At 71.4% G+C, this 22,826-nt stretch carries 20 protein-coding genes; 9 read left to right on the top strand and 11 right to left on the bottom strand.

What is annotated here, in order from left to right; all coding sequences use genetic code 11:
- On the bottom strand, nucleotides 1-648 hold the full coding sequence (locus KR546_RS16995; protein ID WP_238445914.1) for a DUF47 domain-containing protein: 648 nt from the start codon (nucleotides 646-648) through the stop codon (nucleotides 1-3).
- Between the two features lie 103 nt (nucleotides 649-751).
- Entirely contained in the window at nucleotides 752-1,717 is a 966-nt protein-coding gene (locus tag KR546_RS16990) for an inorganic phosphate transporter (RefSeq protein WP_238445913.1), read from the bottom strand.
- Between the two features lie 286 nt (nucleotides 1,718-2,003).
- On the opposite strand from KR546_RS16990, the gene KR546_RS16985 reads away from it, so the two are divergent.
- From KR546_RS16985 to KR546_RS16955, 6 genes are all read left to right on the top strand, one after another.
- Nucleotides 2,004-3,902 carry a glucoamylase family protein gene (locus KR546_RS16985; RefSeq protein ID WP_238445912.1) on the top strand — a complete coding sequence of 633 codons (1,899 nt, stop codon included), beginning with the start codon at nucleotides 2,004-2,006 and terminating at the stop codon, nucleotides 3,900-3,902.
- Nucleotides 3,899-4,942 carry a LacI family DNA-binding transcriptional regulator gene (locus tag KR546_RS16980; protein ID WP_238445911.1) on the top strand — a complete coding sequence of 348 codons (1,044 nt, stop codon included), beginning with the start codon at nucleotides 3,899-3,901 and terminating at the stop codon, nucleotides 4,940-4,942. Before KR546_RS16985 ends, KR546_RS16980 begins: the two co-directional genes overlap by 4 nt.
- A 94-nt stretch (nucleotides 4,943-5,036) precedes the next feature.
- The gene (locus KR546_RS16975; RefSeq protein WP_238445910.1) at nucleotides 5,037-6,323 is read left to right on the top strand and encodes a sugar ABC transporter substrate-binding protein; all 1,287 of its coding nucleotides are present in this window, start codon (nucleotides 5,037-5,039) and stop codon (nucleotides 6,321-6,323) included.
- A gap of 143 nt (nucleotides 6,324-6,466) precedes the next feature.
- The gene (locus tag KR546_RS16965) at nucleotides 6,467-7,396 is read left to right on the top strand and encodes a carbohydrate ABC transporter permease (RefSeq protein WP_238445909.1); all 930 of its coding nucleotides are present in this window, start codon (nucleotides 6,467-6,469) and stop codon (nucleotides 7,394-7,396) included.
- Nucleotides 7,396-8,388 carry a carbohydrate ABC transporter permease gene (locus tag KR546_RS16960; RefSeq protein ID WP_238445908.1) on the top strand — a complete coding sequence of 331 codons (993 nt, stop codon included), beginning with the start codon at nucleotides 7,396-7,398 and terminating at the stop codon, nucleotides 8,386-8,388. The genes KR546_RS16965 and KR546_RS16960 overlap by 1 nt, the downstream gene beginning before the upstream one ends.
- Nucleotides 8,389-8,464: 76 nt before the next feature.
- Nucleotides 8,465-10,324 (top strand): GH39 family glycosyl hydrolase, encoded by a 1,860-nt coding sequence (locus tag KR546_RS16955; RefSeq protein ID WP_238445907.1) that lies wholly within the window; start codon nucleotides 8,465-8,467, stop codon nucleotides 10,322-10,324.
- A gap of 37 nt (nucleotides 10,325-10,361) precedes the next feature.
- Here KR546_RS16955 and KR546_RS16950 read toward each other — a convergent pair whose 3' ends face one another.
- Entirely contained in the window at nucleotides 10,362-11,117 is a 756-nt protein-coding gene (locus KR546_RS16950) for an alpha/beta fold hydrolase (RefSeq protein WP_238445906.1), read from the bottom strand.
- Nucleotides 11,118-11,201: 84 nt separating this feature from the next.
- A complete protein-coding gene (locus KR546_RS16945; protein ID WP_238445905.1) occupies nucleotides 11,202-12,569 on the bottom strand; it encodes a DUF2254 family protein in 1,368 nt (455 codons plus the stop codon).
- A gap of 188 nt (nucleotides 12,570-12,757) precedes the next feature.
- On the opposite strand from KR546_RS16945, the gene KR546_RS16940 reads away from it, so the two are divergent.
- The 3 genes from KR546_RS16940 to KR546_RS16930 all read left to right on the top strand — a co-directional run bounded on the left by KR546_RS16940 (nucleotide 12,758) and on the right by KR546_RS16930 (nucleotide 15,393).
- Nucleotides 12,758-13,957, top strand: a complete 1,200-nt coding sequence (locus KR546_RS16940) for a Tm-1-like ATP-binding domain-containing protein (RefSeq protein ID WP_238445904.1) — start codon at nucleotides 12,758-12,760, stop codon at nucleotides 13,955-13,957.
- 2 nt (nucleotides 13,958-13,959) lie between these two features.
- Nucleotides 13,960-14,799, top strand: a complete 840-nt coding sequence (locus tag KR546_RS16935) for a phosphoenolpyruvate hydrolase family protein (protein ID WP_238445903.1) — start codon at nucleotides 13,960-13,962, stop codon at nucleotides 14,797-14,799.
- 186 nt (nucleotides 14,800-14,985) lie between these two features.
- Nucleotides 14,986-15,393 carry a cupin domain-containing protein gene (locus KR546_RS16930; protein ID WP_238445902.1) on the top strand — a complete coding sequence of 136 codons (408 nt, stop codon included), beginning with the start codon at nucleotides 14,986-14,988 and terminating at the stop codon, nucleotides 15,391-15,393.
- A gap of 14 nt (nucleotides 15,394-15,407) precedes the next feature.
- Here the strand turns inward: KR546_RS16930 and KR546_RS16925 are convergent, their stop codons facing one another.
- The 7 genes from KR546_RS16925 to KR546_RS16895 all read right to left on the bottom strand — a co-directional run bounded on the left by KR546_RS16925 (nucleotide 15,408) and on the right by KR546_RS16895 (nucleotide 22,426).
- Nucleotides 15,408-15,791 (bottom strand): nuclear transport factor 2 family protein, encoded by a 384-nt coding sequence (locus KR546_RS16925; protein WP_238445901.1) that lies wholly within the window; start codon nucleotides 15,789-15,791, stop codon nucleotides 15,408-15,410.
- A 7-nt stretch (nucleotides 15,792-15,798) separates the two neighbouring features.
- The gene (locus KR546_RS16920; RefSeq protein WP_238445900.1) at nucleotides 15,799-16,905 is read right to left on the bottom strand and encodes a hypothetical protein; all 1,107 of its coding nucleotides are present in this window, start codon (nucleotides 16,903-16,905) and stop codon (nucleotides 15,799-15,801) included.
- Between the two features lie 199 nt (nucleotides 16,906-17,104).
- The gene (locus KR546_RS16915; protein WP_238445899.1) at nucleotides 17,105-17,557 is read right to left on the bottom strand and encodes a universal stress protein; all 453 of its coding nucleotides are present in this window, start codon (nucleotides 17,555-17,557) and stop codon (nucleotides 17,105-17,107) included.
- Nucleotides 17,558-17,759: 202 nt separating this feature from the next.
- A complete protein-coding gene (locus KR546_RS16910) occupies nucleotides 17,760-18,983 on the bottom strand; it encodes a sugar ABC transporter permease (protein WP_238445898.1) in 1,224 nt (407 codons plus the stop codon).
- On the bottom strand, nucleotides 18,980-19,897 hold the full coding sequence (locus KR546_RS16905; protein WP_238445897.1) for an ATP-binding cassette domain-containing protein: 918 nt from the start codon (nucleotides 19,895-19,897) through the stop codon (nucleotides 18,980-18,982). Before KR546_RS16905 ends, KR546_RS16910 begins: the two co-directional genes overlap by 4 nt.
- A 9-nt stretch (nucleotides 19,898-19,906) precedes the next feature.
- Nucleotides 19,907-21,103 carry a sugar ABC transporter substrate-binding protein gene (locus KR546_RS16900; RefSeq protein WP_238445896.1) on the bottom strand — a complete coding sequence of 399 codons (1,197 nt, stop codon included), beginning with the start codon at nucleotides 21,101-21,103 and terminating at the stop codon, nucleotides 19,907-19,909.
- A gap of 123 nt (nucleotides 21,104-21,226) precedes the next feature.
- Nucleotides 21,227-22,426, bottom strand: a complete 1,200-nt coding sequence (locus tag KR546_RS16895; protein ID WP_238445895.1) for an ROK family transcriptional regulator — start codon at nucleotides 22,424-22,426, stop codon at nucleotides 21,227-21,229.
- Nucleotides 22,427-22,826 lie beyond the last annotated feature (400 nt).

The following is a 22,826-nucleotide window of genomic DNA, read 5'->3' as shown; positions in this document are numbered from 1 at the left end:
CTACTGGTTGCGCTTGATCGTGCCGTCGGCCAGGGCGTCGGCGGCCTCGCCCAGGCGCAGCCCGACCACGTCCACGCGGCGCAGGAGCATCCGCCGCTTGTGGGTCAACGCCGTGACCGCGTCGTCGTCGCCGGACAGCAACTCGGCCACGCCCCGCTGGTAGGCCCACCGCACGCCGTTGCGCTTGGCCTCGGACGAACGCTCGCGCGAGCCCTCGGGGTCGTCCACCAGCTTCTCGACCCCGTCCCGCAGGGACGCGAGGCCGTCGGCCACCCCCTTGAGCGGTTCGACGAGCAGCTCCTCGGAGGTGATGGCGAACAGGTCCATCTCGCGCACGAGGTCGACGAGGTTGTCCAGCACGTCGTCGGCCGACCGGGACAGCCGGAACAGGTCCTCGCGGTCCATCGGCGGTGCCAGGACGGCCGCCAGCTCGACCACCAGGTCGTGGCGGTGCTCGTCGCCACGGGCGGCGACCTCCTCGATCGGTTCGAGCGCCTCGCCGGGGGCCCGACCGTCGTCGGCCGCCACCTCCCGGGCCAGTTCGACGCCCTCCAGCGCCGCGTCGAACTGGGCCACGACCAGGCCGACCAGCAGCTCGTCGTTGCGTCCGGCCAGGTCACGCACCAGGCGCTGCAGTCGCGTGAACATCAGGTCGTCTCCCTGGTCGCCGTCACGGTCGGGCGCGCCGTCGCCAGCCTGCCACCATCGCCACCTCCGTGCAGCGACCCCGACCCACCTGCCCGTCGCACCGTCATGCCCACACCGCCGCCACCCCGGCCGCGACCGCCAGCGCGGCCGGCAGGGTCAGCACCCAGGCGACGGCCAGCCGGGCGACCTGCTGCCACCGGATCCGGCCGTGACCTCCCTGGACCTCGGTGCCGACCATGGCCCCGGAGATCGCTTGGGTCATCGAGACGGGCGCACCGATTGCCGACGACCCCAGCACGACGGTGGCCGAGGACACCTCCGTGATCACCGCGGCGGCCGGCTGGATCGGTGCGACGCCACCGGCGAGCGTCGCCCCCACCGACCCCAGGCCCAGCACGGTCCCGACCATGAACAGGGCGCCCAACAGGAGCAGCGACGGGACCGGGACCTCGACCGCGCCACCGGACGACGCCGTGGAGCCGACCGCGACGGCCACGACGGCCAGCATCTTCTGGCCGTCGTTGGCGCCGTAGGCCAGGCACTGCAGCCCGAAGCCGGCGAGGTGCCAGCGGGGGACGCGGCGGCGCAGGGGGGAGCTGCTGGGCGCACCCGCGACCGCCACGGTCAGCATCCAGCCACCCGCCAGGCCCACCAACGGGGCGAGCACGCCCATCAGCAGCACGAACCCGACCGTGCCCACCGACACGTCGAAGCCGGCGCCCAGTCCGGCACCCGTCAGGGCTCCGATGAGGGCCAGGGTGAGACTGGTGGGCAGCCCGCGCTTGGTGAGCAGGGCCGTGACGCCCGTGGCGGTCGCCACCGCCACCAGCAGTGCGCGACGCCCGCCCTCCCCGTCGAAGCTCACCAGGTCGCTGGCGAGCGTCGTCGCCACGGCGGTCCCGAGCACCAGCGGGGCCACGACCACGGCGGCCCCCAGTGCGACCACCGCCACCCACGGGGTGATGCCCCGCACCCGCAGGCCGGCCGCGAGGACCGCGGCGCCGTCGTTGAGACCGCAGGCCACCGCGAAGCCGAAGGCCACGACCAGCAGCACCTCCTGCAGCCCCACCGCTGCCCTCCCCTGCTCGTGCGTCCCGGGACGAGCAGGGAACCTCTCGGAGACGACCGGCGCCACCCGGCCCGTCCGGGGTGGCCCGAACGAGCCATTCTCCGGGCGGTGGGGGCCGGGGGTGTCCGTTCGGCCTTGCGCCGTGGCCGTCGGCGATCCATGCTCGGCAGACGACATGAGCTTGATGTATGGGCTTACAACTGGTGTTGTCACCGCTTACAACACGTTCCTCCACCGCCAGTGCGTCCCCTCCGACCACGGTTCCCCCCGACCGAACGGCACCGACATGGACCGATCGACCTCGACCGCCGGCTCCGGCCGCGCCCGCCTCCTGACCATGCTGGTCGTGCTGGCTGGCCTGGTCGCCGCGCTCGTCATGACCGCGCCCTCCTCCTCGACCGCCGCGGCGTCCGGTCCGGGCTCCGTCGACGCCGCCGACCGGGCACGCCTGGACACGTGGGCCCGCGCGACCTGGGAGTCGTTCGTCGCGATGACGCCCGAGGACAGTGGCCTGCCCACGGACTCGCTGGCGACCGACGGATCCCGGGTCGTGCAGACCTCCACGACCAACATCGGTGCCTACATGTGGTCGGCGGTCGCGGCCGAGGACCTGGGCTACATCGACGACGGCGAACTGGTCGACCGTCTCGAGGCCACGATCTCCAGCCTCGAGGACATGGAGGTGTACGAGGACACCGGCCAGTACTACAACTGGTACGACCATCGCGACGGGGCGAAGCTGAACACCTGGCCGTCCACCGGCGACGACCTGGTCCCGCACCTGTCCTCGGTCGACAACGGCTGGCTCGCGACCGGCCTGCGGATCGTCGCCAACGCCACGTCGGGCGACGTCGCCGATCGCGCCCAGGCGCTGTACGACCGCATGGACTTCGGCTTCTACTACCAGCCCGACCGCAACCAGATCCTGTTCCACTACGCGCCCTCGACCGGTGACGCGCCCTGCTGCTACGACACGATCGTCAGCGAGAGCCGCATCGCCAGCTACATCGGCATCGCCGAGGAGCAGATCCCGGCGCGTCACTACTTCGGCCCCTGGCGCACCTTCCCCGACAGCTGTGACTGGGCCTGGCAGGAGCAGCGTCCGTACGGCGTGACCCAGTCGTACTACGGCGAATCGGTGTTCGAGGGCGCCTACCCCTACGACGCCACCTTGGTCGTGCCCGGTTGGGGTGGCAGCGCGTTCGAGGACCTGATGCCGACCCTGTTCGTGCCCGAGGAGGACTGGGGCGCGGCCAGTTGGCGCATCAACCACCCGGTCACCGTCAACGCCCAGGTGCACCACGGGATGGAGGAGGCCGCCTACGGCTACTGGGGCTTCTCCCCCGCCAACGTCCCCGAGGGTGGCTACCGCGAGTACGGGGTCGACGCGGTCGGGCTGAACCCGACCGGCTACGCCTCCGACCAGGCCGAGACCCTGACCGACCCGGGCTTCCCCGGCTGCCGCGAGGGCACCGACATCCCGCCCCCGTCGGCCTACGAAGGTGGCGTGGTCACCCCCCACGCGGCCTTCCTGGGGCTGCGCTACGACGCCGACGCGGCGATCGCCAACCTGGTCAACCTCGAGGCCGACTTCCCGGGCCTGGTCACCGAGTGGGGCTTCCGCGACTCGGTCAACGTCGACACCGGCGTGATCTCCGATGCCTACCTCTCGCTGGACCAGGGGATCGTCATGGCCTCGCTGGCCAACGAGCTGGGCGACGACCTGCTCCGTGACGCCTTCCTCGGCGACGACGAGTTGGCCGCCAACCTGCGACCAGTCCTGGGCGTCGAGGAGTTCGGCGCCGCGTTCGCCGGCGACGAGCCCGGCGACGACCGCGGGTGCACGATCACCGGGACCGAGGGCGACGACCACCTCATGGGCACCTCCGGCGACGACGTGATCTGTGGCCTGGGCGGTGACGACATGATCGTGGCCCGCGACGGCGACGACATCCTGTACGGCGACGAGGGCGACGACCGCCTGGTCGCCGGGGCCGGCGACGACACGCTCTACGGCGGGCCGGGCGACGACCGGCTCCAGGGTGCCGACGGCGACGACGTCCTGTCGGCCGGTGACGGCCGGGACCGCGCCAACGGCGGCGACGGTGACGACCACGCCGAGGGTGGCGCCGACGACGACACCTGCAGCGGCGAGACGTCCTCCGGCTGCGAGGCCGGGTCGTGACGCCCGGCAAGGTCACCGTCTACGACGTCGCCGGGGAGGCAGGCGTGTCCATCGCGACGGTCTCCCGCGTGCTGCGGGACCACCCCAACGTGGCCGACGGCACGCGGGACCGGGTCAAGCAGGCGATCGACGCGCTGGGCTGGCGCCCCAACCAGACCGCGCGGGCGCTGGCCGGCAAGACCAACGACGCCATCGGGATCGTGTTCCCCGACCTGTCCGGCCCGTACTACGCCGAGGTGATCCGTGGCTTCGAGCGGACCTCCGGACATCGCAGCGCCGTCCACATCCTCGCCACCCACGAGCGCCCCTCGGCCCACGACCACGTCCGCGGCCTCGCCGAGCGGGTCGACGGCATGGTGGTGATGGGCCAGACCGTCGACGACGAGCTCGTGGCCGAGCTGGTGGCCGACGGCCTGCCGGTCGTGCTGCTGGCGCGGCCCGCCGTGGGCTCCACGCCGGTCGTGGCGACCGACAACGCGGGCTCGGCTCGTGCCCTCGCGGACCACCTGGTCGACCACGGCCACGACACCGTCGCCCTGCTCGGCGACCCCGATCACGCCCCGGACGTGGAGGAGCGGTTCACCGCCATGCGCGGTGCCCTGGAGGCCCGCGACGTCGATCCCGGTGAGCCGATCCTGACCCGGGGCTTCGAGGTCGAGGACGGCGCGATCGCGATGATCGAGGCATGGGAGGCCGGACGTCGCCCCCGTGCCGTCATGGCCGCCAACGACCAGCTCGCCGCCGGCATCTACCGCGCTGCCGACGCGATCGGGCTGGCCATCGGCACCGACCTGGCCGTCACCGGATGGGACGACCACGACCTGGCCGGGCTCCTGCACCCCGGCCTGACCACCGTGGCCCAGCCCATGCGCACGCTGGGCACCCGCGCCGCCAATGCCGTCCTGACCCTGCTGGCCGGTGGCCAGGTCGACTCGGTCGTCCTGGAGACCGAACTGGTGGTCCGCGACAGCTGCGGCCCCGACTGCCCGCTCGCCCCACCACTGCCCCACCCGTCCAGCCGCTCGACCACGGGCGGCTGACCCCCGACCGTCCCGACCTCGCGTCCCCGCCCCCCACCCATGCACGACCCGGCCGACCGCCGGCTTCACCTTTCCCCCGATGGAGGAGCCCCCCATGCCACGCCCCACGACACGACGAGTGCTCGCGACCACCACGATCGCCCTGGCCCTGGTGGCCACGGGCTGCGGCGGCGGCGACAGCGGCCCGACCGGCGCCGGCGGTGAGCCCGGTGCGAGCGACGATGCCGCCACCGATGCCGGTGGCGACGGCGGCGGAGGTGACACCCTGACCGTGTGGGCCATGGGCGCCGAGGGCGAGAAGCTGCCCGACTTCGTCGCCGACTTCGAGGAGGCCGAGGGCGTGACCGTCGAGGTGACCCCGATCCCCTGGGACGTCGCGCACGACAAGCTGATCACCGCCGCGGCGGGTCAGCAGGCCCCCGACGTCACCCAGATGGGCACGACCTGGATGGGTGAGTTCGCCGAGCTGGGCGCCCTGGCCCCGACCCCCGACACCGTCGACGAGAGTCGGTTCTTCGAGGGCCCCTGGTCGACCACCCAGGTCGACGGGACCTCCTACGGCGTGCCGTGGTACGTCGACACCCGGGTCATGTACTACCGCACCGACCTGGCCGAGGAGGCCGGCTACACCGAGGCTCCGGCCACCTGGGAGGAGTTGTCGGACCTCGCCGCCAAGATGCAGTCCGAGGCCGGCGCGAAGTACGGGATCAACCTGTCGCCCGCGAACTGGCAGGAGATGATGCCGTTCTCGTGGGAGGCCGGCGCGGAGCTGACCGACGACGAGGGCAACCTCACGCTGGACACCCCGGGCATGGTCGAGGGGATGACCTACTACGACAGCTTCTTCGAGGACGGGGTCGCCGCCGAGCCCGTCACCGACTTCGCCGTCGAGCAGGGCTTCGTCGACGGCACCCACCCGATCTTCTTCTCCGGCCCCTGGCACGTCGGGCTGATCGACGAGCTCGGTGGCGAGGAGTTCGCCGACAAGTGGGCCGTGGCGCCGATGCCCGAGAAGGAGAACCGCAACTCGTTCGTCGGTGGTGCCGACCTGGTGGTGTTCGAGGACTCCCCGAACCAGGAGCTGGCCTGGAAGTTCGTGGACTGGATGACCCAGACCGAGACCCAGCAGGCCTGGTACGAGACCGTCGCCGGGCTGCCGTCGGTGACCGAGGCGTGGGAGTCCGGTGACCTGGCCGACGACGAGCGGCTCAGCGTGTTCGGCACCCAGCTCGAGGAGACCGTCGCACCGCCCTCCATCCCCGAGTGGGAGGAGGTCGCGACCGCGATCAATGGACTGATGGAGCAGGTCACCGTCGGTGACGTCGCGCCCGAGGACGCCGTCACGCAGATGCAGGCCGAAGCGGACTCCATCGTCGGCTGAGCCCCCCGGACCGCCGCGCCCCTCTGCTCCCGGGGCGAGGCGTGTTCGCCACCGCCCGGGTGCCCCACCCAGGCACCCGGGCGGTGGCCCCTCGCTCGCCCCCCCTCGCTCGACCCCCTCGCTCGACCAGGAGGCCCCACGAGATGTCCGCCACCACCGAAACCTCGACCCGGCCACCGCGTCGACGGCTGTCCAACACCGCGCGCAACACCATCGCCGGGTGGGGCTTCTCCCTCCCCTACCTGCTGGTCTTCCTGGTCTTCATGGCCGGACCGATCTTCGCTGCCCTGTGGTTCTCCTTCACCGACTTCGAGCTGGTGAACCTCGTCGCGCCGTTCAGCGCGCCCTGGGCGGGCTTCGACAACTACGTCCAGGCCGTGCAGGACCCCGAGGTCCGCAAGGCGGCCTGGAACACCGCCGTGTTCGTCGTGGTCGGGGTCCCGCTGTCGGTGTTCGCGGGGCTGATGGCCGCGGTGCTGATCGAGAACGGCATCAGCCGTCTCCAGTCGGTGTTCCGGGTCGGCTACTACCTGCCGGTCATCACCTCGATCATCGCGATCGCCGTCATCTGGCGCTTCATGCTCAACCCCGACATCGGGCTGGTCAACCGGACCCTGGCGCTGGTCGGGATCGACGGGCCGAGCTGGCTCAACGATCCCTCGACCGCGCTGCCGTCGATCATCGTCATGGCCATCTGGCGCAACCTCGGCCAGTCGATGATCATCTTCCTCGCCGGCCTGAAGGGCGTCCCGGGCGTGCTCTACGAGGCGTCCCGCGTCGACGGGGCGACCTTCTGGCAGCGGTTCCGCTGGATCACCCTCCCCCAGCTGCGCCCGGTGACCCTGTTCGCGCTCGTGATCACCTCCATCGGGTACCTGCAGGTGTTCGAGGAGCCGTTCGTGATGACCCAGGGCGGACCCCTGGACTCCACCGTGACCATCGCGATGGTGATCTACGAGCAGGGCTTCAACTTCTTCCACCTGGGCTACGCCAGCGCGATCGCCTACATGCTGTTCCTGTTCATCGCGGTCCTGGCGTTCGTGCAGTTCAAGGTCCTGGGACAGGACGACTGATGGCCACCACGACCCCTCCCCCCACCAGCGACCCGACCAGCGACCGGGCCGACGACGCGCCCGAGCCGTCCCGATCGGCGACGTCGGCGGCCGACCACGCCGACCGTCGCACGGACGAGCCCAGCACCGCCCAGGAGGACGGCATCCCGCTGTCGGACCTCGAGCCGCGCCAGGAGGGCCGGGTCCGCCGGTGGGTGATCTCCGGCCTGCTCCTGCTGGGGCTGGTCCTGATGGCCGGACCGTTCGTCTGGATGGTGCTGTCGTCGTTCAAGACCCAGGCCGAGATCACCTCGCTGGTCCCCACGATGCTGCCCGACGACCCGACGCTGCAGAACTACGTCGACCTGTTCCGGCGCCTGGACTTCCTCCAGTACTTCTGGAACTCGACCCTGATCGCCGGGCTGGTGACCATCGGCAACATCGTCTTCACCAGCGCCGCGGGCTACGCCCTGGCCAAGATCCGCTTCCGCGGTCGGCGGGTGGTGTTCGGGATCGTCCTGGCCACCCTGATGGTGCCGACCAGCGTCACCCTGGTGCCGCTGTACATCCTGATGTCCAAGCTGTCCCTGCTCAACACCTACGCCGGGGTGATCCTGCCCCTGGTGGCCGGGCCCTTCGGCGTGTTCCTGATGCGCCAGTTCATGCTGCAGCTGCCCGACGAGCTGATCGAGGCGGCCCAGGTCGACGGCGCCTCCCACCTGCGCATCTTCAGCCGGATCGCGATGCCGTTGATGGCCGGGCCGGCCGCCGTGCTGGGCATCTTCACCTTCCTCGGCACCTGGAACGCGTTCCTGTGGCCGCTGATCGTGCTGACCGACCAGGACAAGTACACCCTGCCGATCGCGCTGGCCCTGTCGGCCATCGGCGAGAACAGCACCGACTACGGCCTGCTGATGGCCGGCTCGGTCGCGATCATCACCCCGGTCGTCGTGGTCTTCCTGTTCTTCCAGCGACGGTTCACCGAGTCGATCGCGATGACCGGCATCAAGTGACCGCGGCTGGCCCACGCGCCACCGCCACCGCCACTGCCACCGCCACTGCCACCAGGCCCCCGACTGGAGGACCACCATGTCCAGCACGCGACGTGACGAGCACGCGGCCCGCGCCGAGTGGGACGACCGCGCGGTCACCCCGGGCGTGGCCGACCGCCGCGACCACATCCCGGCCCCGACGGGTCTGGTGGCCGAGGAGGGTGTCGGGCACGTGACCCTGCGGTGGGAGCCGGTCACCGGCGCCATCGGCTACGAGGTGCTGCGCGGGGATGGCCCCGACTCGCTGTCCGTCCTGGACCACCAGGCCGACGACCTGCTGGCCGTCGGGGGCCCGCCCTACGTCGACACGACCGGTGAGCGGGGCCGTCGCTACCACTACGCGGTCGCGGCCCTGGCCACGATCGAGGACGGCAGCGGCCCGGTCGGCGCGACCGTCCCGGGCCGGTCGCGCGCGGCCTCGGACGGCCTGTCCGACAACGACCACGCGCCGACCATCACGGCCACGGTCGACCTCGCCGGTCCGACCACGCCGCTGGTCCGGCCGTGGTGGATGGTCGGTGCCGAGCACGTCAGCCAGCTGCGCTACGCCGGGGGGTCCGGCCCCGACCCGATCGCCCAGGAGTACGCCACCGCGCTGGCCCGGGCCCACGACGAGCTGGGCGTCACCCACGTCCGCGCCCACGCGATCCTGGACGACGAGAACGGCGTGGTCGTGGCCGATGACGACGGGTGGCACGTCGACGTGTCGACCATCGTCGACCTGTACACCCGCCTGGGCGAGCTCGGCCTGCGTCCGGTCGTCGAGCTGGGGTTCATGCCGGCGGCACTCGCCCGGGACCCCGACCAGACCGTGTTCACCTACGAGGGCATCATCTCGACCCCCACGCACTGGGAGGACTGGCAGCGCCTGGTCCGCAAGGTGGTGGGCGGCCTGGTCGACCACTTCGGCATCGACGAGGTGGTCCGGTGGCCCTTCGAGGTGTGGAACGAGCCCAACCTCGATGCCTTCTGGACCGGCACCTCCGACGACTACCACCGGATGTACGACCTGGCGGCCGCTGCCGTGAAGGAGGTCGACGAGCGGCTCCTGGTCGGCGGTCCGGCGACCGCGGCGGTCGGGTGGGTCGGCACCTTCCTCGACCACGTGCGCGACACCGGCGTTCCGCTGGACTTCCTGACCACCCACGTCTACGGCGTCGGACCACTGGACCTGCGTCCGGCACTGGCCGAACGCGGCCTGGACGACGTGCGGATCTGGTGGACCGAGTGGGGTGTGAGCCCCCGACACTTCCGGGTGGTCAACGACGCCGCGTTCGGCGCGCCGTTCGTGCTGGCCGGGATGAAGGCCGCCGCGTCCACTGCCGACGCGCTGGCCTACTGGGTCGTCAGCGACCACTTCGAGGAGCTGGGGCGGCCGACGTCGCTGCTGCATGGCGGCTTCGGACTCCAGACGGTCGGCAACCTGCGCAAGCCCCGCTGGTGGGCCCTGGCCCTGGCCCACGCCCAGGGTGACGACCGGCTGGCACTGGACCTGTCGGGCGACGGTGCGGACGGCCTGGTCGACGGGTGGGCGACCCGCCACGACGACGGCACTATCGACGTGCTGTTGTGGAACGGCACCCTCGACCAGACCCGCGTGGATGGTGACGACGCCCTGTGCCGGCGCGTCGAGGTGCACCTGCCGGCGCTCGACGGGCCGCGACGGGTCACCATCGCACGGGTCGACGACCACCACTCCAACGTGACCACCCGGTACGACCGCGACGACGGCTGGCCGACCGACGACCAGTGGGCCGACCTGGCCGCGGCCGACGTGCTCGACGAGCGCGAGGCGGCACCGGCGGAGCTGTCCCGGGACGACGCGGACCTGGTGGTCACGCTCGACCTCCCCATGCCCGGGGTGGCCCGGGTGCGCGTGTCCCCGGCCGCGGGCTGACGCGTGGGCCGGGCACGGCCGCCTGCCGACGGCCGCCTCAGCCGCGCACGCCCTGGTCGTCGTCCTGGCCGTCCGCGGGCTCGACCGACGAGACCGCAGCGAGGATGGTGCGGGCGAGCCGGTCCGGTCGGGTGAACTGGGGCCAGTGCCCGGTGGGCAGGTCGACGTAGGTCACGTCGTGGATCCGGGTGAACTCGGCGACCGACTCCTCCCCGTCGTCGATCCAGGACCGGAGCTGCTCGGTGGTGTACTCCGGGCAGACCGCCGTGACGGGGACGTCGTAGCGACGTGGATCAGACAGCTCCTGGGGATCGGTGGTCACGTTGGCCGGCGAGGGCAGGGCCCGGTCGGCGAAGTCGGCCTTGAGGTCGTCGTCCAGGCCGTCGAGGTCGGCGTCGTCGAACTCCGACCATGGCGGCAGGGGGATCTCGCCGACGTCGTTGGCGGTGAAGTACGGCGCCAGCGCCCGGCCGTCGGGTGTCGGGAACCCGCCGACGACCACGAGGTGGTCCACGCGGTCCGGGCGGGCGTCCACGGCGGCCCAGGCGATGCCGCTGCCGGCGGAGTGGCCCACGACCACGATCGGCCCGTCGGTGGCGGCGCCGTCGATGGCGGCCACGACCGCCGCGACGTGGTCACGCAGGGTCACGCCGGACCGGTCCGCGTCCGGGGACTCCATCCCGGGCAGGGTCAGGGGATGCGTGCGATGGCCGGCCGCGTCGAGCGACGGCAGGACGGCGTCCCAGGAGGCGCCGTCGAGCCACAGGCCGGGGACCAGGATGATGTCTGCCACGCGGGATGCCGAGGGTCGAGGTGTGGTGCACGCTGCCAGCCCGACCCCACCCCTGTCACCCTGTCCGACGGTCCGCGAGGGAAATCAGGGCGTGTCGTCGGGGACCTCGACGGCGCGGGGCGGCGCGGCGGGCAGTGGGCCGGTGGTCTCGGGGAGGTCCTCGAGCTCGGCGAGCAGTCGGCGGGCACGCTCGCGGAGTCGCTCGAGGTCGCCGCCGACGATCTCCGGGTGGTGCTCGGCGGTCGCCAGAACCAGGGTGATCTGGTCGCGGAGCACGGCGGCACGTCCGTGGCGGCCGTCCCGTCGCAGGTCCTGGGCGAGCTGGGCGGCGGTCGACATCATCGGGGCGAGGGCGGACGGGTAGGGCGCGGCGGCCCGTCGGAACCGGTCGAACGCGAGCTTGACGTAGTCGTCGTAGGTGTAGGCCCGCTCGCGCAGGATCCGGATGCCGTCGTCGGTCTCGGTGACCGGTTCGCCGAGGTCGCGTCGGGCCAGCTCGCGCAGCACCATCTCGATGTGCTGGAGGACCTCGAAGGCGCTGGCCACGTCGCCGTGGTTGGACAGCGACCCGACCGCGATGTCGACGAGCTGCTGCAGGCCGTACTCGGCGTCCAGCGCCAGGACCCGGGTGCGACCCATCCGCACGGCCTGGGCCAGCGCGGACACGTCGACCGGCTCGTCACTCCAGATCCGCAGCAGGGGACGGCCCTCGATCACGAACAGCCCGACGCGGACCCGCAGCAGCAGGGTCGCGTCCGAGGGCAGCGCGGCCAGGATCGCTGCCTCGTCGATCGACTGGACGAAGCCCGAGTGGCTCGCCCGGACGTACACGCCACCGGAGCTGGGGATCTCCTGCTCGCGGATCGACCGGGTCCGGGCACCGTGGGCCGGCTGGCGACGCGAGAACGTCCGGATCCGGGCGAGGGTCACGTCGGTGATCGACCGCGCCAGCTGGCCCGGGTACATCGACCGGACCGCGTTGCGGATCGCGCCCATCACCACCACGATCGACCCGGCGGCGAGCACGATGCCCAGCAGCACCGCGAAGTGGGGCGAGGTCTCGCGTCCGACCGGCAGTGCCCGGTAGACCGTCACCACGTAGGCGAACAGCCCGAGCATGATCGACATCATGCTCTGCTGATAGAAATCTTCCAGGAACCCGGACACGACCCGGGCGGAGTACTGCGACGCGGCCAGCGACACCGACGCCGACCGGACCCAGAACGTCAGGCCCGCCACGGTCAGGAGGGCCCCGGCCAGGGTCACGTACAGCAACCGGGCGGACTCGGCCCCGAACTGCAGTCCGGTCGGCAACAGCCCCGGGGCGACGTCGTCCAGGGTCAGTGCCAGCCATGCGACGAGGATGCCTGCCGAGACGAACAGGACCGGCCGCAGCAACAGGTTGTCGGACAGCCGGTCACGCAACTCGGCCCGCCGCATGCCCTTGGCCACGATCCATCCCTCCTCGGTCGACACCTGTCGGATGCAGGCTAGGTGCCCACGCCTCGACCTCGTCGCCACGACCCCGGTCACGTGACCGGCCCCACCACGTCGCCGGGACCCGGCCGTGGCCGGACGACGGTCCACTTCGACCACGACGACGTGCTCGCTACGGTCGAAGGCCGACCAAGGAGCAGTCCATGTCCGGCCCCGTCCTCGTCGTCGCCACCGCCGACACCAAGGGCGACGAGCTCGCGTTCGTCGCCGACCGGGTCCGCGCCACGGGCCTGGTCGTGGTGGTCGTCGACGTGGGCACGTCCGGCCACGCCTCCAGCGCCGACGTCACGCCGGACGACCTCGCCGAGCACCACCCGGACGGGCCCGGCGCCGTGGCCAGCGACGACCGCGGCGAGGCCGTGACGGCCATGGGTGACGCACTCGCGGCATGGGTCGCCGGGCTCGACGAGGTCGGCGGGATCATCGGCCTGGGTGGGTCCGGCGGGACGGCGTTGATCACCCCGGCGATGCGTGGCCTGCCGGTCGGCGTGCCCAAGGTCATGGTGTCGACGGTGGCCAGCGGGGACGTCGCCCCCTACGTCGGGGCGTCCGACATCGCGATGGTGCCGTCGGTCGCCGACGTGGCGGGACTCAACCGGATCACCCGCGTCGTGCTGGCCAACGCTGCTGCGTCGATCGCCGGCATGGTCGCCGCGGACCCGCCCGCCGGCCACGACGACCTCCCCGCGGTCGGGATCACGATGTTCGGGGTCACCACCCCGGCGGTGCAGGCGATCACCGGGCTGCTGGGCGACGGCCACGAGCCACTGGTGTTCCACGCCACCGGCACCGGCGGCCGCTCCATGGAGAAGCTGGTCTCCTCCGGCATGCTGGCCAGCGTCATCGACCTGACCACGACCGAGGTGTGCGACGAGCTGATGGGCGGGGTGTTCACGGCCGGCCCGACCCGCTTCGACGTCTACGCCGACCACCCGGTGCCCTACGTCGGCTCGGTCGGTGCACTCGACATGGTCAACTTCGGGGCACGCGACACCGTGCCCGAGCACTACGACGACCGGCTGCTGCACGTGCACAACGCCAACGTGACGCTGATGCGCACCACCGTCGAGGAGAACGCACGGATGGGTGCCTGGATCGCCGACAAGCTCAACGCGGTCGCCGGGCCGGTCCGCTTCCTCCTGCCCGAGGGCGGGGTGTCCATGCTGGACGCTCCCGGCCAGCCGTTCCACGACCCCCGGGCCGACGCGGCCCTGTTCGACGCGCTCGAGGACGGCTTCACGGCCACCGACGACCACCGCCTGGTCCGCCTCCCCCACCACGTCAACGACGACGCCTTCGCCGAGGCCGTCGTCGCCGCCCACGCCGAGATCGCAGGAGCCTGAGCATGGCCGTCCGTCGTCGCTTCACCCGCACCGAGCTGCTCGACCGATTCCGCGCCAAGGTCGACGCCGGCCGCCCGATCATCGGTGGCGGCGCCGGCACCGGCATCTCCGCGAAGTGGGAGGAGGCCGGCGGGATCGACCTGGTCGTGATCTACAACTCGGGCCGGTTCCGCATGGCCGGCGCCGGCTCGCTGGCCGGCCTGCTGGCCTACGGCAACGCCAACGACATCGTCGTCGACATGGCCGACGAGGTGCTGTCGGCGGTCACCGACACGCCCGTGCTGGCCGGCGTGAACGGCACCGACCCGTTCCTCGACACCGAGCGGTTCCTCGACCAGCTGCGCGACCTGGGGTTCGCCGGGGTGCAGAACTTCCCGACGGTCGGCCTCATCGACGGCACGTTCCGGGCCAACCTCGAGGAGACCGGGATGGGCTACGACAAGGAGGTCGAGGTGATCCGCGCCGCGCGGGACGCCGACCTGCTGACCACCCCGTACGTGTTCTCGGCCGACGACGCCGCGACCATGACCGAGGCCGGCGCCGACATCGTCGTGTGCCACCTCGGCCTGACCACCGGTGGCAGCATCGGTGCCGAGACCGCCCTGACCCTCGAGGACTGCGTGCCGATGGTCGACGCGTGGACCGCCGCCGCCCGCGAGGTGCGCGACGACGTCCTCGTGCTGGTGCACGGTGGCCCGGTGTCGATGCCCGACGACGCGGCCTTCGTCCTGCGCGAGGCCACCGGGCTGAACGGCTTCTACGGCGCGTCCAGCATGGAGCGCCTCCCGGTCGAGGTCGCCCTGAAGGAACAGACCGAACGCTTCGTCGCCATCGAGTTCTGACCGACCCCCGCCGACCCGATCGCCATCCGAGCGGGTGCATGTCGGTGCGGAACCCGCACCACCCCGCACCCGCTCAACCCGCCGCCGAGCACGCCCCAGCCACCACCACCCGAGTGGGTGCACTCCGGTGCGGAAACCGCACCGATCCGCACCCGCTCGGCTCCCGTCCCACCGAAAGGCGTCACCATGGCAGGTTCGTTCGTCCCGTCGTCCGCCGTCTCCGTGGACACCCTCGACTGGGGTGGCCTCGGGTGGGTGGTGAACCCAACGACCGCGCCCGGGTCCGACCTGACCGTGCTGGACGTGACCATCCAGCCCGGCCAGGGCCACGACTTCCACCGCCACCCGCGCCAGGAGGAGGTCATCCACGTGCTGTCGGGCGCGATCGAGCAGTGGATCGAGGAGCGCCACGAGCGGCTCGGTCCCGGCGACAGCGTCCACGTCCCCACCGACACGGTGCATGCGTCGTTCGTGGCCGACGACGCCGACGAACCCGCCCACCTGCTCGTGGTGCTGACCCCGTCGGTCACCGACGTGGGCTACGAGGCCGTCGACGTGGCCGACGAGGCGCCCTGGAACGACCTGCGCAGCTGATGCAGACCGGCCGGTCAGTCGTGGTTGGCCGACCAGTCCTGGCCGGGCCAGAACGGCCACTCCTCGAAGCTGCGCGCCAGGCCGTCGACGACCTCGACGACCCACAGGTCGGTGTACTCCTGCTCGACCGGGTCGCCGTAGCGGACCACCACCCGGGCGACGCCGACGTCGGCGTCCACGGCGACGACGTCGGCGACCATGGTGAACACCTCGTCGGGTCCGTCGCGCTCGTCCTCCCAGGCCCGCGCGATGGCGGCCAGGCCCGACACCGGCTCGGCGTACGGCGAGTGGCGGTAGACCGCGTCGTCGGTGAACACCGCCGCCAGGGCACTGGTCCCGGGGCTGCGCCAGGCAGCCTCGTAGCGCGCGATCCAGTCGGCGAACTCGGCGCGCTCCACCGCTCCGTCAGCCCTCCCGAGCGTCGCGGATCGCCTCGAGCTCCGCGCGGTGTTCGGCGATGAACGACGACTCGTACTCGGCGTAGACCTCCTGGTTCACGACGTCCAGCACGTCCCGGCACGCGAGGTCGTCGGTCGCGAGGTCGATCTCGTCCTGCTGCAGGGCCTCGATCGCGGCCGTGTCGACCTCCGGCTGGGTCTCCTCGAACTCGGAGAAGAACGCTTCGATCTCGTCCTCGGACGACTCGGTGAAGAAGGCGTCGATCTCGTCCTCGGACCACCCGTCGAACGGGTCGTCGTCGCCGCCCGGTCCCACCAGCGCGTCCATCCGGTCCTCGAGCGCCCCGATGCCCTCGTCCCACAGGGCCTCCTGGTCGGCGAAGTCGTGACCCCGTTCGGCCATGCACGCCGACCAGTCCTCGGTGGCCTCCACCATGCGGGGGTCGTCCGCGACCTGTTGTTCCATGTCAGCCATCAACCGGTCGAGTTCCTCCCAGGTCTCCATCTCGGCCCCGTGCTCGGCCTCCTCGGCCTCGCCCCGGCACCCGGGTCCGTAGCCCTCGTGGAACTCCGTCTCCTCGCCCGTCTCGGGGTCCACCTCGACGGTCACCATGGCTTCCTGCTCCTCGGCCGTGCCGTACAGCGCGTCCTGCCACGCCTGGAACTCGTCCTCGCCCATGCCGTCGATGATCTCCTGGTTCGGGTCGATCCACTCGTCCTCGCCGGTCGGACCCTCCGTCATCACCTCCTCGCCCATCTCCTCCATCATCTCGTCACCCCACCAGGTCGTGACACCGAAGCCCTCGGTGGCGACCATCTCGTCCTCGTCCCAGGCCTCCTCCGACCAGGATTCCTCGGCCTCGACCTCCCACACCTGGGGCTCGTAGTCGAAGCCCTCGGCGGCCATGCAGGCCACGACGGCGGCCTCGATCCGTTCCTCCTGGGCCGCCCTCTCGGCCTCCGCCACGGCCGGGTCGATGTCGTCGTCCCAGCCGAAGAACGATCCGAGGGTCTCCTCGCTGGCGCGCAACGACGTGGACGGGGCCCCGGCCTGGGCACATGCGGCCAGGAACAGGGACAGGGCGACGAGGACCGGGAGGCGGAGGTCTCGCATGACGTGCTCCCTCGCGTGGTGAGGCGCCGGACGGCAGCGGACGCAGCGTCTCGGTGGAGCCTCGGAGGACCCTCGGCGATGAGCGAGGTGCGCTGAGACTAGTCCTGCCCGGATCCCGTGTCACCAACGAGTTTCCTGCGGTCCGTCATGGCAGGTGATGAGGTCCCACCGCCGCCAGGCGGCCACGGACTCGACCCGCTCAGCGGGCGACCAGCACCGGGGTCGGCGCGGTCGAGATGACCTTGTGCGACACGCTGCCCAGCAGGAGGCCCTTCGCGTCGGAGAGGCCGCGGCTGCCGAGCACGACCAGGTCGGCGTCCTCGTCGGTCGCTGCCTCCACGATGACCCGGGTCGGGTCGCCGGCGCGCACGATCGACGTGGCGGGGACACCGGCGGCCCCGCAGGTCCGCAGCGCGCCCTCCACGACACGGTCCCCCATCGCCCGGAGGACGTCGGCGGTCGAGATGTGGACGTGCTCGAGTCGCTCGTAGTCGTCGAAGTCGGTCGACATGGACATGCTGGCCAGCGGGTGGACGACGTGGAGCAGGACCAGCCGAGCAGGCTGGTGGCGGGCCAGGTCGATGGCGGTCTCCAGGGCGTGCTCGGCGTGGTCCGAGCCGTCGATGGCGACCAGGATGGTGTGCAGGCCCATGGCGTCGTCCTCCGGTCCGGCCCCGCGGCTCTGCGGGGGCAGTTCGGAGTGTCGCGCGACCCGACGGGGCGCGAACGTGCCACAGGTCCCCGGCCCGTCATCCGATCGACCCGGAAACCGCGCGACCGGCACGGCCCCCAGCACGCGTCCGCCCGGTGCGCGAGGCACCGGGCGGACAACGTGTCGACGAAGCGACGTGACCCTAGGCCAGGCCGGAGCGTTGCTGCCCGCGACGGGCGACGGAGTCGACCAGCACGGCGGCCAGCAGCACGATCGCGGTCACCACGAACTTGAACCCCGACGACAGGCCGAGCAGGCCCATCCCGTTGTCCACGCCCATGATCACGAACGAACCGAGCAGTGCGGCCGAGACCGTGCCGCGACCACCGAACAGGCTGGTCCCGCCGATCACCGCGGCCGCGATCGCGTTCAGCTCGATCTGGCCACCACCTGCACCGGTGTCGACCGACCGCAGTCGGGACGCGAACACGATCCCGCCCAGCGCCGCCATCGACCCCGAGATCATGAACGCGGTGACCCGTGTCCACACCAGGTTGATGCCGGCTCGGCGGGCCGCCTCGGGATTGCCACCGACCGCGAACAGGTGCCGACCGATCCGCGTGCGGAACAGCAGCACGGTCAGGCCGGCCATGAGCACGACCAGCAGCACGGCGACGAACGGCATGCCTCGGCTGCGCGAGGCGAAGTACACCGCGGCCGCACCGAGCACCGTGACGCCGATCACCCGGAAGGCGACCAGGTTGATCGGGTCGGCGTCGAGGTCGGCCGCCAGTCGTCGCCGTCGGCGTTGCATCATCACGGCACCCCACCCCAGCGTGGCCACGAGCACCAGCACGTAGCCGACGACCGGTGGCAGGTAGCTGTTGGTGATGTCGATGATGAGGTCGTCCTGGATCACGACCGTGCCACGGTTGCCGATCAGGATCAGCACCAGGCCGTTGAAGCCGACCAGTCCCGCGAGGGTCACGATCAGCGACGGCAGGCCGACCTTCGCCACCAGGTAGCCCTGCACCAGCCCGGCGAAGGCGCCGATGAGCAGGACGGCGATGATCGCGGCCCAGGCGGGCCAGCCCTGCTCGCCCAGCAGGCGGCCGAGGACCACCATCGCCACGCCGGACAGGTACCCGACGGACAGGTCGACCTCGGCGATGATCAGCACGAAGGTCACGCCCATGGCGATGACCGCCAGGGGCGAGACCTGGACGATGAGGTTGACGAAGTTGACTGGCGACAGGAACGCGCTGTTCAGGCTGGTGAAGATGATCGTGATGGCGAGCAGGCCGACCACGATGGGCAGGTTGCCGAGGTCACCGGCCTTGACACCGGTCCACCACCGTCGTGCGGCGTCACCGATGCTGTCGGGCCGTGACGCGGTCGCCGCGGCGAGCTGTTCGGGCGTCGTCATGGCGTCGTCTCCCCGTCGGCACGGTCGCCGTCGGTGTCGGTCGGGCCCGTCGGGTCGGTCGAGGCGGCTGCCCCACCCGACTCGGCGGCGTCCGCGGACGGTTCCGCGGCGTCGTCGCCCCGCTTGGCCCCCGGCCCGGTGGCGTGGGTGGCCATGCCGGGCACGCTGGTCAGCGTGCCGGCGGTGATCGCCTCGACCACCTGCTGCTGGTTGACCTGGCTGGCGTCGAGGTCACCCACCAGCTGGCCGAGTCGCAGCACGACGATCCGGTCGGCGACCTCGAACACGTCGTGCAGGTTGTGGGACACCAGCAGCACGGCCAGGCCCTGGTTGCCCAGCCGGTTGACCAGGTCGAGGACCTGGCGGGTCTGGGCGACCCCCAGCGCGGCGGTCGGCTCGTCGAGGATGACGACCCTGGAGTTCCACATCACGGCCTTGCCGACCGCGACGGTCTGGCGCTGGCCACCGGACAGGCCGGCGACCTTCTGCCGCACCGAGCTGAGCGTGGTGACGGCCAGTCCCGACATGGTGTCGGCGGCGTCGCGCTCCATGGCCTCCTCGGACAGCAGGCCGAACCGGTTGGTCCGTTCGCGGCCGAGGTACATGTTCTCGACGACGTCCAGGTTGTCTGCCAGGGCGAGGTCCTGGTAGACGATCTCGATGCCCAGGTCGGCGGCATCGTGGGGTCCGTGGATGGCAACGGGCCGTCCGTCGAAGGACGTCTCGCCCTCGTCGAACGGATGGATGCCGGCAATGCCCTTGATCAGGGTGGACTTGCCGGCACCGTTGTCACCCACCAGGGCGACGACCTCGCCTGGACGCAGGGCGAGGTCGACCCCCTGGAGGGCCTGGACGGCTCCGAAGCGCTTGGAAACGCCTCGGAGCTCCAGGATCGGTGATTCGGTGGTTGTCAACGACCGGCCTCAGGCGTTCTCTTGGCAGAAGTCGGTCTCCGCCACGTCACCGGTGCAGATCTCTTCGACACTGCGGAACCCGTCGGCGACGACGGTGTCCATGATGTTGTCGACGGTGACCGCGGTCGGCTCGAGCAGGACCGAGGGAACCTCCTTGGACCCGTTGTCCACGGTGGCCTCGGCTTCGGGCTGCTCGCCGTTCATCAGCGCAACGGCCAGCTCGGCCGCGGCCTGGGTCTCCTGGGTGATGGCCTTGTAGACGGTCATGCACTGGTAGCCCAGCGCGATGTTCTGCAGGCCCTCGACAGTGGCGTCCTGGCCGGTGATCGGGATGCCGGCCTGGTCACGCGACAGCAGCGCTTGCACCGCAGCGTTCGCGAGGCCGTCGTTGGCGGCCAGCACGGCGTCGATGTTGCCGTCGGCAGCGGTCAGCATCTGCTCGAAGATGACCAGGGCCTCCTGGTTGTCCCAGTCGGGCACGGACTGGTCGTCGACCTCGGTCCAGGTGCCGTCCTCGAACAGCGGGTTGATGACGCCGTCGTAGCCGTTCTTGAACAGCGTGGCGTTGTTGTCGGTCGGCGAGCCGTTGAGCACCGCGACGGCCGGGGTCTCGGCCTCGACCTGGGCGTCGACGCACTCGACCAGGGTCTCGCCCTGCAGGCGGCCGACGGCCTCGTTGTCGAACGACACGTAGTAGTCGGCGTCGCCGTCCAGGGTCAGGCGGTCGTAGTCGATGACCGACACGCCCTGGGCCTTGGCGTTGTCGATGATGGTGGCGCCGGAGCCGGAGTCGAGGTTGGTCATCACCAGGACGTTGGCGCCGTTGGTGATGGCCTGCTCGGCCTGGTTCTGCTGGTTGGTGGCGTCACCCTCGGCGTTGAGGATCTGGTACTGGTCCTCGCTCAGGCCGAGGTCGGCGAACGCGGCCTCGAAGCCGGGGCGGTCGTCGGTCTCCCAGCGGGAGGACGAGGCCGAGTCCGGCAGCAGCACGGCGATCATGCCGTCGCCGCCGCCCTCGGTCATGGCCTCGCTGGCCTCGGTCGCCGCCTCGGTGGTGGCGGCGTCGGTCGCCTCGTCGGTCGCGGCGGCGTCGGTCGACGCCTCGGTGGCGTCGTCACCGCCGTCGTCACCGCCACAGGCGGTCAGCGCCAGCGCCAGCGTGGTGCCGACAGCCAGCACGCGCAGTGCGCGAGATGTGCTCCTCATGGTGCTCCCTTTCCGGGTTCCCGTGGTGGTTGGCCACGGAGTGTGTGTGGATCGTGCAGTTTCGGTCGTTGGTCGTTCGTGCGGACAGGGGGGAAATCGTGGGTCGGATGGTGGACAACGTGGTCAGGCGGTGGCCGGCGTGCCGAGGTCGGCACCGAGCGGGTCGGACAGCAGGGGTTCGAGCGCGAACTCGGCCGCCCCGACGGCCGACGCGTCGTCACCCAGGCGGGACGCCACGACGCGGACGGGACTGCGTCGGCCGACCAGCGACTTGGCGGCCAGGCGCAGCTCGACCTGGTCGATGACGTGGGGGTGCAGCAGGGCGTGCATGTCACCCAGGACGACCATGCGCGGGTTGAACACGTTGACGATGTTGGCGATGCCGATGGCCAGCCAGTGGCCGGTCCGTGCGACCGCGGCCAGGGCGTCCTCGTCGCCGTCGACGATCGCGGCCAGGACCGCGTCCAGCGCGTCGCGCCCACCGTCCTCGGTCTGCCCGGCCCGTCGCAGCAGAGCCTGCTCGCCGACCATCAGCTCGAGGCAGCCCTGCGCGCCACAGCCGCAGCGTGGCCCGTCCGGCTCGACCACCATGTGGCCGAGCTCACCCGCGTAGCCGACGGCGCCACCCAGCGGCATGCCGCCGACGATCACGCCAGCGCCCAGGCCGACCTCGCCGGACAGGTACACGACGTCGTCGACGCCGATCGCGGCTCCCCGGAGGTGTTCGGCCCAGACCCCGGCGTCGCCGTCGTTGGCCATGACCGCCGGCAGGTCCAGGGAGAGCCGTTCGAGGAGGAGGTCGGGCAGTGGCACCTGGGTCCACCCGATGTTGGGTCCCTCGCTGACGGTGTTGGTGTGCCGGTCGACCAGGCCCGCGATCGACACGGCGATCCCGAACAGGTGCTGCCCGGCGGGGAGGTCGGCCAGGGCCTTGCGCGCCAGCGCCTCGAGGTCGTCGACGGTCGGCTCGATGCCGGTCCGCACCCGCGGTCGCTCCAGGCGGTGGAACGGCAGCCGGTGCCCACCGAGCCCGACGATCCCGGCGGCGACCGAGTCGACCTTGACGTCGATCACCAGCACGGCCGTGCGCATGGGCACGACCGAGACCAGCGGTGACGGTCGACCCCGCCCGCCGGTCGAGCGCGGCTCGCCCTCCTCCACCAGCCCGACCTCGGCCAGGTCTCCGACGAGCGTGCCGACGGTCGAACGGTTCAGGCCGGTGTGAGCGGTGATCTGGGCACGCGTCGCCGGACCTTCCACGTGCAGGATGCGCAGCACCTGCGAAAGGTTGGTCCGGCGGACGGCATCGGTCGCCATGCCCATGGGCTGTTCGGTCCTCGGTCGGTCACCGCTGTTTTGTTGCAGTCCCCAACAACGGCTGATCGCGCAGCCAACCCGCTCCAACCTACGACGTCAATAGGTGGTCACCGACAACGAAACAATCGCGCGCCAGACGCTCGCGACTGTTCGACACTGCGCAACGGCCGCCACGAGCACCGAACGACCCCGTGCCACCCCCCCATTCGACGCCGACCACACCGAATTGGTGGAGACCGGCGAAGTCGTGGAGCCGCGTGTCCGGCGCCCTGCTCGAGTCCCGCGGATGCGCTGCGGACGGGCATCCCCTCGGCGCGGAGCCCCCAGCACCCGGTCCCCCACCTCCTGACCCGCAACATCTGACCCGCAACACCTGGCCCCAACACCTGGCCCCCAGCACCTGACC

The sequence above is a fragment of the Salsipaludibacter albus genome (assembly GCF_019798055.1).
GTDB lineage: Bacteria > Actinomycetota > Nitriliruptoria > Nitriliruptorales > Nitriliruptoraceae > Salsipaludibacter > Salsipaludibacter albus.
This window is presented reverse-complemented; position numbering and strand designations above follow the sequence as displayed.

Coding starts and splice junctions, on each gene's coding strand:
- KR546_RS16975 (WP_238445910.1), top strand. CDS start 5,037: ATGCCACGCCCCACGACACGACGAGTGCTCGCGACCACCACGATCGCC.
- KR546_RS16960 (WP_238445908.1), top strand. CDS start 7,396: ATGGCCACCACGACCCCTCCCCCCACCAGCGACCCGACCAGCGACCGG.
- KR546_RS16920 (WP_238445900.1), bottom strand. CDS start 16,905: ATGCGAGACCTCCGCCTCCCGGTCCTCGTCGCCCTGTCCCTGTTCCTG.
- KR546_RS16900 (WP_238445896.1), bottom strand. CDS start 21,103: ATGAGGAGCACATCTCGCGCACTGCGCGTGCTGGCTGTCGGCACCACG.
- KR546_RS16965 (WP_238445909.1), top strand. CDS start 6,467: ATGTCCGCCACCACCGAAACCTCGACCCGGCCACCGCGTCGACGGCTG.
- KR546_RS16955 (WP_238445907.1), top strand. CDS start 8,465: ATGTCCAGCACGCGACGTGACGAGCACGCGGCCCGCGCCGAGTGGGAC.
- KR546_RS16935 (WP_238445903.1), top strand. CDS start 13,960: ATGGCCGTCCGTCGTCGCTTCACCCGCACCGAGCTGCTCGACCGATTC.
- KR546_RS16910 (WP_238445898.1), bottom strand. CDS start 18,983: ATGACGACGCCCGAACAGCTCGCCGCGGCGACCGCGTCACGGCCCGAC.
- KR546_RS16940 (WP_238445904.1), top strand. CDS start 12,758: ATGTCCGGCCCCGTCCTCGTCGTCGCCACCGCCGACACCAAGGGCGAC.
- KR546_RS16915 (WP_238445899.1), bottom strand. CDS start 17,557: ATGGGCCTGCACACCATCCTGGTCGCCATCGACGGCTCGGACCACGCC.
- KR546_RS16995 (WP_238445914.1), bottom strand. CDS start 648: ATGTTCACGCGACTGCAGCGCCTGGTGCGTGACCTGGCCGGACGCAAC.
- KR546_RS16895 (WP_238445895.1), bottom strand. CDS start 22,426: ATGGGCATGGCGACCGATGCCGTCCGCCGGACCAACCTTTCGCAGGTG.
- KR546_RS16930 (WP_238445902.1), top strand. CDS start 14,986: ATGGCAGGTTCGTTCGTCCCGTCGTCCGCCGTCTCCGTGGACACCCTC.
- KR546_RS16985 (WP_238445912.1), top strand. CDS start 2,004: ATGGACCGATCGACCTCGACCGCCGGCTCCGGCCGCGCCCGCCTCCTG.